Genomic DNA, 10,589 nt, shown 5'->3' on the forward strand with positions numbered 1-10,589 from the left:
GCCCAAAAGTGTTTAGCGGTTTTGGGACAACGACATGCATCATAGCTAAAAGACAGAACAAAAAGGGGAACCTGCCATGGTCATAGAAAACGCCGTCAGCGCCGAAGAGATCAAGGTCGATGCCAAGAAGATGCACATTTCGACCACCGATGTCGCAATCGACATCATCGGCATGCACAAATGGTATGGCGAGTTCCATGTGCTGAAGGACATCAACCTCAAGGTGATGCGCGGCGAGCGCATCGTCATCTGCGGTCCTTCGGGCTCGGGCAAGTCGACCATGATCCGCTGCATCAACCGGCTGGAAGAGCACCAGAAGGGCAAGATCATCGTCGACGGCAAGGAACTCACCAACGATCTCAAGAAGATCGACGAGGTGCGCCGCGAGGTCGGCATGGTGTTCCAGCACTTCAACCTGTTTCCGCATCTGACCATCCTGGAGAACTGCACGCTGGCGCCGATCTGGGTGCGCAAGACGCCGAAGAAGCAGGCCGAGGAAATCGCCATGCACTTCCTCAAGCGCGTCAAGATCCCCGAACAGGCCAACAAATATCCGGGCCAGCTGTCGGGCGGCCAGCAGCAGCGCGTAGCGATCGCGCGTTCGCTGTGCATGAACCCGCGCATCATGCTGTTCGATGAGCCGACCTCGGCGCTCGATCCCGAAATGATCAAGGAAGTGCTGGAGACGATGGTGGGCCTGGCCGAGGAAGGCATGACCATGCTGTGCGTCACTCACGAAATGGGCTTTGCCCGCAAGGTCGCCAACCGGGTGATCTTCATGGATCAGGGCCAGATCGTCGAACAGAACACGCCGGCCGAGTTCTTCGACCATCCGCGCCACGAGCGCACGAAGCTGTTTCTGTCGCAGATCCTGCACTGAGCATTTTCATGCGAACCAAAAGAGCCCGGCCGTAATGCGGCCGGGCTCTTTTGCTATCTGGGGTCGGGGTTGATCTTCTCCATTGAAACACAAAGCCGCCGCCGCATGAGAAAAGCCCTGCGTTTCGTGGCCATGCTGATTATCGTGGTCGCGCTCGCTGCCACGCTCGGCACGCTGGTGCCGCGTCCGCTGTGGCCGGCGTCAGCGGCGGGTGAGGGCACGCGCCATATTCTGGTGCTGGAGAATCCGATCCACACCGACATTGCCATTCCCGTCGATGACGAGGTGCGCCGGCGCTTCCATTTCCTGGTCGCTGCCGGCATCCCTGTCGACGCCCCGGAAGTGCGCTACATCGTCTTTGGCTGGGGCGGCCGGGCCTTCTATCTGGAGACGCCGAGCTGGTCGCAGCTGAAAGCAGTGCCCGTCCTCAAGGCGCTGACACTGGACGCCTCGGTCATGCATGTCGATATCGCCGGGGCCATCGCCGAGCCGCACCCTGCTGTCACCGGTTTCGACATCGATGAGGAACGTTTTGCAGCGCTGCTCAACTATATCGACGCGAGTTTCCAGCAAGGGCCGCATGGTCCGGTCGTCATCGAGAACGCCGCCCATTCCAGCTTCGACCGCTTCTTCGAGGCGAACGGCCATTTCAACGCGCTTGTCGGCTGCAACACCTGGACAGCCGCCGGCCTGCGCACCGCCGGCCTGCGCACCGGCTGGTGGAACCCGCTGCCGGCCTCGCTGGGCTTGTCGATGCGGTTTTATAACTAGCAGTCCTTCATCGCACCGCGACAGTGTTGGATCTTTTGAAGTCAGCGGGACAGCACTCCCCTCTGGCCTGCCGGCCATCTCCCCCGCAAGAGGGAGATCAGCCGTTTTGCCCGCGCTCCTGTCTGCAACGCCGGCGATTTTGGCGAAGGCGACGGCGACATCCAATCTCCCCCCTTGAGTGGGAGATGTCCGGCAGGACAGAGGGGAGTGGGAAGGATCGCTACGTCGACGATCTAGACTGCCGAGTGTCCGCTCGCCATCCATAGAGCCAGTCGAGGTCGGCGGCGAGCTTGTCGGGCGAGCGCATGGCCAGGAACAGATTGCGGGCGATCGCCACCGGGCCGGCAGCATGCCAGGCGAGGCGGTTTACGGCCCCACGACGCGCGGCCTTGGCGACACGCGGCCGCCGAAGATTTTCCCAGATTTGAAAACTTCTGGGCAGATCGCCAGGGAAATCGGCGATAGCGTCGGCAAGCGTGATGGCATCTTCGATCGCCATTGCCGCGCCCTGTGCGGCAAACGGCGTCATCGCATGCGCAGCGTCGCCGATCAGCGCGATGCCCCGCGGGCTCGTCCACCGCTGTTGTTCGACGGTGTGGATCGGAAAGGCCGTCCATGGGCCAGCCAGTGCCACAAGCTTCGTCAGGCCCGGCGCGGTGCCGCGCAGGGCAGCCGTGAGGATCGCGGGATCGGCATGGCCCGACCAACCTTCGGCCATGCGCTCACCCTTGGTGAATGCGGCGAGATTGAAGGCCCGGCCTTTGCTGACGGGATAGGCGACCATGTGGAAGCCTGGATGCAGGAACGTGGTGACGCAGTCGGCGGCGCCGATCGCGGCAAAGGCCTCTCCGGCCGCACCGTCGGCCGCGATTGTAGCCCGCCAGGCGAGTTCGCCCGAAAAACGGCTTTTGACGAAGTCCTCGCCTGCGAGTTGCGCCCTGACCGCCGACCAGACGCCGTCGGCGCCGACCAGCAGTTTGCCGCGTGCCTCGATCTCGCGGCCGTCCACTTCGGCGGTCACGGCGACATATTGCGCGTCTTTGACGATGCCGGTCACGCGGGCGCCGGTGATGAGCTCAATCTCTGGCCGTTCCGCCATTTGCGCCAGCAGCGCTGCCTGCAGATCGGCGCGGTGAGCGACGAGATAAGGCGCCTGCCAGCGCGCTTCGGCGGCTTGCCCAAGCGGTACCCGCGCCAGTTCGCGCAGCGTCCCGGCGTCCTTGAGCACGACCGCTTCCGGCCGCAACGCTGCCGGCAGCAGCCGGTCGAGCACGCCGAGTTTTCCAAGAATGCGTGTTGCGTTGGGCGAAAGCTGGATGCCGGCGCCGGCCGCGTCTAGGTGCTGTGCCTGTTCGATCAGCTTTACCGGATAACCCCGTCCGGCGAAGGCAAGGGCAGCGGTCAGCCCGGCGATGCCGGCCCCGGCGATTATGACCTGCCGGGACCTGATGTCTTCCATCGGGCTTGTCGCGGAAGGATCAGGCGGCCTGGTCGATATAAAGGCAACCGGCCGGCAGCGTTTCCGTCGCCCTCAGCTTCGCCGAATAGCGGTAGAGCGTCGAGCAGTAGGGACAGACCTTTTCATTGTCGTCGCCCATGTCGAGGAACACATGCGGGTGGTCGAAGGGCGGGTTGGCGCCGGTGCACATGAATTCCTTGACGCCGATGTCGATTGCCGGATGGCCCGCATCGTTCTGGAAATGGGGAATGGAACCGCCTGCCATCGTCGTCTCCTTGATCTCGTCGAAAAGCATCTGGAACATAACAGGCCTGTTTGCAAGATCGATGAAATGAAACTGTCGCAAAAGCCTGTCAGAGGATACGTTGAGCCGGTTAAGTGCATGTCCCTGAAATCGGAACGGTTTTCGCCGAAGGGTCATGCGCCACAAAAGCGTGTTAGAGGCATGGCACGTCCAGCGGCGCTCCAAGGGACGGTTGGCGGGGGAAGAGCAGGAACCATGAACGAACTGAAGCCGGTGCAGAGCGAATTCATCAATGTCGAGGTGGCGAGCCCCGAGGGCGGCAACCCCGATCGGTTCGTCAACCGTGAGTTCTCCTGGCTGCAGTTCAACCGGCGTGTGCTCGAGGAATCCCAGAACCAGCACCATCCGCTGCTCGAACGCGTCCGTTTCCTGTCGATTTCAGCCGCCAATCTCGACGAATTCTTCATGGTCCGCGTCGCCGGCCTTGCCGGCCAGGTGCGCGAAGGCATTGCGCTCAAGAGCCCCGACGGCCGCACGCCGGAGCAGCAGCTGGAACAATTGCTGCGCGAGGTCGAGCGGCTGCAGGAGGACCAGCAGAACAGCCTTTCGGCGCTGATGTTGCTGCTCAACAAGGAAGGCATTGAGAGCATCACCCGCGATGCACTGACCAAGGATGAGAAAGTCTGGCTGGAAGATCATTTCCAGGACCAGGTCTTCCCGGTCCTGACTCCACTGTCGATCGACCCGGCGCATCCGTTTCCGTTCATTCCCAATCTCGGCTTCTCGATGGCGCTGCAATTGCGCCACCGCAAGAATGGCGAGGAGATGAGCGCGCTTCTGCGCCTGCCGGTGGCGCTGAAGCGCTTCATCCGCCTGCCCGACCGCAAGCAGCACGTTCGCTTCATTCCACTGGAGGAGGCTGTCGGCCTCTATATCGGCAAGCTGTTCCCCGGCTATGAGGTCAAGGGTTCCGGCACCTTCCGCATCATCCGGGACAGCGATATCGAGGTCGAGGAAGAGTCGGAAGATCTCGTGCGCCTGTTCGAGACGGCGCTGAAGCGGCGCCGCCGCGGTTCGGTCATCCGCATCGAATTCGACAAGTCGATGCCCGGTGAATTGCGCGAGTTCGTCGCCGGCGAGCTTGGCGTCTCTTCGAGCCGCATCAGCGTTCTGACCGGCCCGCTGGCGCTCAGCCAGATTTCCGAGATCGTCGCCGTGCCGCGCGACGACCTGAAGTTCACCCCCTACAATCCGCGCTTTCCCGAGCGCATCCGCGAGCATGGCGGCGATTGTTTCGCGGCCATCCGCGAGAAGGACATCGTCGTCCACCACCCCTATGAATCCTTCGACGTGGTGGTCCAGTTCCTGCGCCAGGCAATGGCCGACCCGGAGGTGGTGGCAATCAAGCAGACGCTCTACCGCACCTCCAACGACAGCCCGATCGTGCGCGCCTTGGTCGACGCGGCCGAGGCCGGCAAGTCGGTGACCGCCCTGGTCGAGCTCAAGGCGCGCTTCGACGAGGAAGCCAACATCCGCTGGGCGCGCGACCTCGAACGCGCCGGCGTCCAGGTCGTGTTCGGCTTCCTCGAACTGAAAACCCATGCGAAAATGTCGCTCGTGGTGCGGCGTGAGGACGGCAAGCTGCGCAACTATGTACATCTCGGCACCGGCAACTACCATCCGGTGACCGCGCGCATCTACACCGACCTGTCCTTCTTCACCACCGATCCGACGATCGCGCGCGATGTCGCCCAGCTGTTCAACTTCATCACCGGCTACGCCGAGCCGACCGATGAGATGCGGATCGCCATCTCGCCGTTTACGCTGCGCAGCCGTATCCTCAAGCACATTGCCGACGAGGTCGCCTACGCGCTGGCTGGCCGTCCGGCGCGCATCTGGATGAAGATGAACGCGCTCGTCGATCCCAACATCATCGACGCGCTCTATGACGCCAGCCGTGCCGGCGTCGAGATCGATCTCGTCGTGCGGGGCATCTGCTGCCTGCGGCCGCAGGTGCCCGGCCTGTCGGAAAACATCAGGGTCAAGTCGATCGTCGGCCGCTTCCTCGAACACAGCCGCATCTACTGCTTCGGCAACGGCCATGGCCTGCCGTCGGACGAGGCGATCGTCTACATCGCCTCGGCCGACTTGATGCCACGCAATCTCGACCGCCGCGTCGAGACTATGGTGCCGATCACTAATCCGACGGTGCATGAACAGATCCTTGGCCAGATCATGCTGGGCAACATCATGGACAACCAGCAAAGTTTCGACGTATTGGCTGACGGAACCTCCCGGCGCGTCGTGCTGGAGGAGGGTGAGGAACCGTTCAACGCGCAGGAATATTTCATGACCAATCCGAGCCTGTCGGGACGGGGTGACGCGCTGAAGTCGCATGCGCCCAAGCGCATCGCGCAGTTCAAGCGTCGCAAGAAGAACACCGGCTGATGATTTCAACGTCCCAAGGCCGGCTGCAGGATCGCCGGCCGCTGTCCATCATCGACATCGGCTCGAACTCGATCCGCCTTGTCGTCTATGAAGGGCTGGCGCGCTCGCCTACCTTGCTGTTTAACGAAAAGATGCTGGCCGGTCTCGGCCGCGGCATCGTTTCGACCGGCAAGCTCGATCCCGAGGCGGTGACGCGCTCGATGGAGGAGTTCCGCCGTTTCCGCGCGCTCTCCGACCAGGCGGGTGCGGAGCACATGTTTGTGCTGGCAACGGCCGCGGCCCGCGAAGCGATCAACGGACCCGACTTCATCCACCGCGCCCAGGATGTGCTCAAGACCGAGATCCGCGTGCTCACTGGCCGGCAGGAGGCGCATTATTCAGCGCTTGGCGTCATTTCGGGCTTCCACCCCGCCAATGGCATTGCCGGCGATCTTGGCGGCGGCAGCCTGGAGCTTATCGACATCAATGGCGAGGCGATCGGCGACGGCATCACGCTGCCGCTGGGTGGCCTGCGGCTGCAGGACATGGCCAGGAATTCGCTCGCCCAGGCGGCAAAGATCACCCGCGACGAACTGGCGCGCGCCAAATTGTTGAAGGGCGGGCTGGGACGGCCCTTTTACGCCGTTGGCGGCACCTGGCGAAACCTTGCCCGGCTGCACATGGAAATGACCAACTACCCGCTTGGCGTCATGCACCACTATGAGATCGGTGTCGAAAGCGCCGCCAATTTCCTGAAGCAGGTGGCGAAAGGCGAGATCGAGAAGGTCAAGGGCATCGAAGGTGTGTCGAAGAACCGCCGTTCGCTGCTGCCCTATGGCGCGGTCGTGCTGCAGGAGATCATGGCGGCGATGCAACCGTCGAAGATCATCGTCTCGGCATTGGGCGTGCGCGAAGGGTTTCTCTATTCGCTGCTCGACCCTGCCGAGCAGAAGGCCGATCCGCTGGTCTCCGCTTCGGAGGAACTGGCGCGGCTGCGGTCGCGCTCGGTCACCCATGCGCATGAGCTTGTCGAATGGACGGACAAGACCTTTGCCGCCTTCGGCATCGACGAGACGGAGGATGAGGCACGCTATCGCCACGCTGCCTGTCTGCTGGCCGATATAGGCTGGCGCGCACACCCGGAATATCGCGGCAAGCAGTCGCTCAACATCATTGCCCACGCATCCTTCATTGGCGTCGATCACCCCGGCCGTGCCTTCCTGGCGCTGGTCGGCCTGTTCCGCCACGAAGGCGTGTTCAACGATGCGGCGCCGGAAATCCGCGGCCTGGCGACGCCGCGCTATCTCGAGCGCGCCCGCATCCTGGCGGCGGTGCTGCGCGTCGTCTATCTGCTGACTGCGGCCATGCCCGGCGTCATGCCGCGGCTGAAATGGGAAAACCGCGGCAATGGCACGTTGGCGCTGGTGCTGCCGGCCTCACTTTCCGATCTTTACGGCGAACGCCCGGCCGGACGGCTGGCGCAACTGGCGCGGATCACCAACCGCCGGCTGGTGCTGGCGGTCGAGGGTGGGCAGAGCGTGTCGGTGAAGTAGGCGCGGCCTGACAGCAAAACCATGTCGTCGTCGGCCTCGCGTTCGAGCACCGGCTTCCTCAATCCGTCGCTGCTTCGCACCGCCACCTTCCCCCTCCGGAGGGAAAGGAAGGGAGCCTCGTTGGAAAGCGTTGGCGGCAATAGGCTCGCGCCCTTCCTCTACCCCGTCGATCGGGGGAGAGGGGGCTCGGCGAAGCCGAGACGGAGTGGGGGTCGACCTGCCTCGGGCATCGATGGTTCAACCGGGACGATATTTGACGATATCAGACCGCGGCACCGCGCCCGTCGATCGACCAGGCCCCGGCGCCGGCCATGGCTAGCGCCAGGAATCCGCCGGCGATGGCAATATCCTTCATCAGCATCTGCTGGTGCAGGAAGGTGAGCATCGGGTCATCGCCGCCCTGGCCGTAGTGGCCGATGGAGCCTGCAACGATGCAGAAAGCGGCAAGAAGTATCGCAACGACCGGCGTCTGAAAGCCGACCAGTATCAAGAGACCGGCAATCAACTCGAACAGCCCGGTGCCCCAGGCGGCAAGGGTCGGCAATGGCATGCCGAGGCCGGCGAAATAGCCGGTCGTCCCGGCAATGTCGGCGAGCGCGTGGTAGCCGGAGGGAACGAGCAGGGCGGCGAGCAGCAGCCGGGAAATCAGAAGCAATGCATCGCGGGGCATGGTCATCTCCGTTGTCTGTCCGCCGGCTGTTTCGAGACCGATCCTAGCAGGGATGGGACGGGTGCGCGCTTGGGCAGACAACGAAAAAGCGGCGTGGAAAATTCCACGCCGCTTTTTTCAGGCTTGGGAGGGAAAGCTCAGCCGCGCTTGGCGTCGATCGAGTAGGCGCCAGGGCCCGAGGAAGCCAGCAGCAGGAAACCGCCGGTGATGGCGACGTTCTTCAGGAAATGGATCATCTGGTTCTGGTCGGCCCAGCCGGTATGGGCGACAAAGGCCGAGGCGATGGTGAAGACCGCGAGCACCCAGGCGGCGATGCGGGTCTGAAAGCCAACGAGCACGGCAAGGCCGCCGAGCAATTCGATCAGGCCGACGACAATGGCCGTTACGGTCGGCACCGGCAGGCCCATGGCGCCGAAATAGCCGGCGGTGCCCGAAATGGCGGTGAGCTTGCCGAAGCCGGAAAGCAGGAAGATGGCGGCGAGCAGGATGCGGCCGAGCAGGATGGTGGTGGAGCTGTTGGACGCGATGCCGGCGCCGGCAGCGGAAGTGTTGATGGACATGGTGGCTCTCCGAAAAGGGTTGATGTCCCGTCAGATAGACCAAGCCGACTGTTCACCAAAGCCGCCAGTCCGGCGACACATTGTTCACAGGACGTACATTTCGGGATCGTTCGACCGACGCAAAATTCTTGTCGCGGCCAGCAGCGGCGGGAGCAAATTGTCCCGCCACAAAATTCGGATTTCTAGTTGACGCAATCCCCAAGAAGAGGGCTGCGCGCTTCCCGAGGAAACGCAAGGCACTTCCCCTGGAATCGCTTAACCCGGATGCGTCATGTCCTCCGGCCGCACCAGCCGGTCGTAGTCTGCCTCGCTGACCAGCCCGGTGGCCAGTGCTTCCTCGCGCAAGGTGGTGCCCTTCTTGTGCGCGGTCTTGGCGATCTTGGCGGCATTGTCGTACCCGATCGTCGGCGCCAGCGCGGTCACCAGCATCAGCGAGCGGTCGAGCGCGGCTTTGATGTTGTCTTCGCGAGCCTCGATGCCGAGGACGCAATTGTCGGTGAAGGAGATCGAGGCGTCGGCCAACAACTGCACCGACTGCAGGAAGTTGTAGGCCATCAGCGGGTTGTAGACGTTGAGCTCGAAATGGCCCTGGCTGCCGGCGAAGGTCAGCGAGGCGTTGTTGCCGAACACCTGCACGCAGACCTGCGTCAGAGCCTCGCATTGGGTCGGGTTGACCTTGCCCGGCATGATCGAGGAACCCGGCTCGTTTTCCGGCAGCGACAGTTCGCCGAGGCCCGAGCGCGGGCCGGAGCCGAGGAAGCGGATGTCGTTGGCGATCTTGAAGAGGGCGGCGGCCGCCGCGTTGATGGCGCCATGCGAGAACACCATGGAATCGTGCGCGGCGAGCGCCTCGAACTTGTTCGGCGCGGTGACGAAGGCAATGCCGGTAATGTCGGCGATGCGCGCCGCCACCTTTTCCGCAAAGCCGACCGGCGCGTTGAGGCCGGTGCCGACGGCGGTGCCGCCCTGCGCCAGTTCCTGCAGGCCGGGCAGCGTCATCTCGATGCGCTTGATCGAAGAGGCCACCTGCGCGGCGTAGCCGGAAAATTCCTGGCCCAGCGTGAGGGGTGTCGCGTCCTGCGTATGGGTGCGGCCGATCTTGATGATGTGGGCGAAGGCCTTCGTCTTGACCTCGAGCGCAGCGTGCAGATGCTTCAGCGCCGGCAGCAGATCGTGCACGATGCGCTCGGCGCACGCGATGTGCATGGCTGTCGGGTAGGTGTCGTTCGACGACTGGCTCATATTGACGTGGTCGTTAGGGTGCACCGGCTTCTTCGAGCCCATGACGCCGCCCAGAAGTTCGATCGCCCGGTTGGAGATCACCTCGTTGGCGTTCATGTTGGACTGCGTGCCCGAGCCGGTCTGCCAGACGACCAGCGGGAAATGATCGTTCAGCTTGCCGTCGATCACCTCTTGCGCCGCCTCGATGATCGCCTTGCCGACTGCCGGATCGAGCCGCTTCAACTCCATATTGGCTTCCGCCGCCGCTCGCTTGACGATGCCGAGCGCACGCACGATCGAGGCCGGCTGCTTTTCCCAGCCTATCCTGAAATTGCCGAGGGAACGCTGCGCCTGCGCGCCCCAGTAACGGTCGGCGGCAACCTCGATGGGGCCGAACGTGTCGGTTTCGGTTCTGGTCCTGGCAGCGGTCACTTGTCTCTCCGACGATCGAATTCGGCAACGGCGTATCGCGTTGCACAATGGCCTTCAAGCAGAGATTGCGGCCGGCAGGCAGTAAATCGGTTGAAGCAGTAGCGCCGGCCTTCGGGATCCTGCACCCTCCACTTTCGTGTGAAGGAAATTGCTCCTCAGTGCGGCTTGATCCCATGAAGTGGACGGAAACTTGCGGATTTAGCTCGATAAGATCATGTCGAGCTGGCGGATTGCTCTACGCAAACTTCCCCCAGGATCAGCAATGCGCAATTCATGTGGTAGTGTGCTGAGAGTTCTGCAAATTCGCTGAGAGGGGGCGGTCATGGCAGGCTGGTGATTGTTCACGTCACCTGATTCCCGCGAAGGAACGCC

9 protein-coding genes are annotated in these 10,589 nt (G+C 63.0%); 4 read left to right on the plus strand and 5 right to left on the minus strand.

The window, feature by feature from the left end; translation table 11 throughout:
- The first annotated feature begins 76 nt into the window (after positions 1-76).
- Positions 77-880 carry an amino acid ABC transporter ATP-binding protein gene (locus NKJ18_RS29195; RefSeq protein ID WP_023671483.1) on the plus strand — a complete coding sequence of 268 codons (804 nt, stop codon included), beginning with the start codon at positions 77-79 and terminating at the stop codon, positions 878-880.
- Between the two features lie 105 nt (positions 881-985).
- The gene (locus NKJ18_RS29200; RefSeq protein ID WP_023715183.1) at positions 986-1,651 is read left to right on the plus strand and encodes a TIGR02117 family protein; all 666 of its coding nucleotides are present in this window, start codon (positions 986-988) and stop codon (positions 1,649-1,651) included.
- A gap of 220 nt (positions 1,652-1,871) precedes the next feature.
- Here the strand turns inward: NKJ18_RS29200 and NKJ18_RS29205 are convergent, their stop codons facing one another.
- Both NKJ18_RS29205 and NKJ18_RS29210 read right to left on the minus strand, forming a co-directional pair.
- Positions 1,872-3,110, minus strand: a complete 1,239-nt coding sequence (locus NKJ18_RS29205) for an FAD-dependent monooxygenase (RefSeq protein WP_023715184.1) — start codon at positions 3,108-3,110, stop codon at positions 1,872-1,874.
- Between the two features lie 19 nt (positions 3,111-3,129).
- Entirely contained in the window at positions 3,130-3,375 is a 246-nt protein-coding gene (locus tag NKJ18_RS29210; protein ID WP_023705697.1) for a zinc-finger domain-containing protein, read from the minus strand.
- 234 nt (positions 3,376-3,609) lie between these two features.
- Between NKJ18_RS29210 and NKJ18_RS29215 the strand changes: the two genes are divergently transcribed.
- Together NKJ18_RS29215 and ppx are read left to right on the plus strand one after the other, a co-directional pair.
- Positions 3,610-5,802: an RNA degradosome polyphosphate kinase gene (locus tag NKJ18_RS29215; RefSeq protein WP_023671487.1), complete on the plus strand. Its 2,193-nt coding sequence runs from the start codon at positions 3,610-3,612 to the stop codon at positions 5,800-5,802.
- The gene (ppx, locus tag NKJ18_RS29220) at positions 5,802-7,334 is read left to right on the plus strand and encodes an exopolyphosphatase (protein ID WP_023697723.1); all 1,533 of its coding nucleotides are present in this window, start codon (positions 5,802-5,804) and stop codon (positions 7,332-7,334) included. Before NKJ18_RS29215 ends, ppx begins: the two co-directional genes overlap by 1 nt.
- 262 nt (positions 7,335-7,596) lie before the next feature.
- Here the strand turns inward: ppx and NKJ18_RS29225 are convergent, their stop codons facing one another.
- From NKJ18_RS29225 to fumC, 3 genes are all read right to left on the minus strand, one after another.
- Positions 7,597-8,004 carry a DoxX family protein gene (locus tag NKJ18_RS29225; protein ID WP_023715186.1) on the minus strand — a complete coding sequence of 136 codons (408 nt, stop codon included), beginning with the start codon at positions 8,002-8,004 and terminating at the stop codon, positions 7,597-7,599.
- Positions 8,005-8,141: 137 nt separating this feature from the next.
- A complete protein-coding gene (locus tag NKJ18_RS29230; RefSeq protein ID WP_023694684.1) occupies positions 8,142-8,564 on the minus strand; it encodes a DoxX family protein in 423 nt (140 codons plus the stop codon).
- 255 nt (positions 8,565-8,819) lie between these two features.
- The gene (gene fumC / locus NKJ18_RS29235; RefSeq protein ID WP_023694685.1) at positions 8,820-10,217 is read right to left on the minus strand and encodes a class II fumarate hydratase; all 1,398 of its coding nucleotides are present in this window, start codon (positions 10,215-10,217) and stop codon (positions 8,820-8,822) included.
- Between the last annotated feature and the right edge of the window lie 372 nt (positions 10,218-10,589).

Source organism: Mesorhizobium sp. M0217, from assembly GCF_040321955.1.
Taxonomy (GTDB): domain Bacteria; phylum Pseudomonadota; class Alphaproteobacteria; order Rhizobiales; family Rhizobiaceae; genus Mesorhizobium.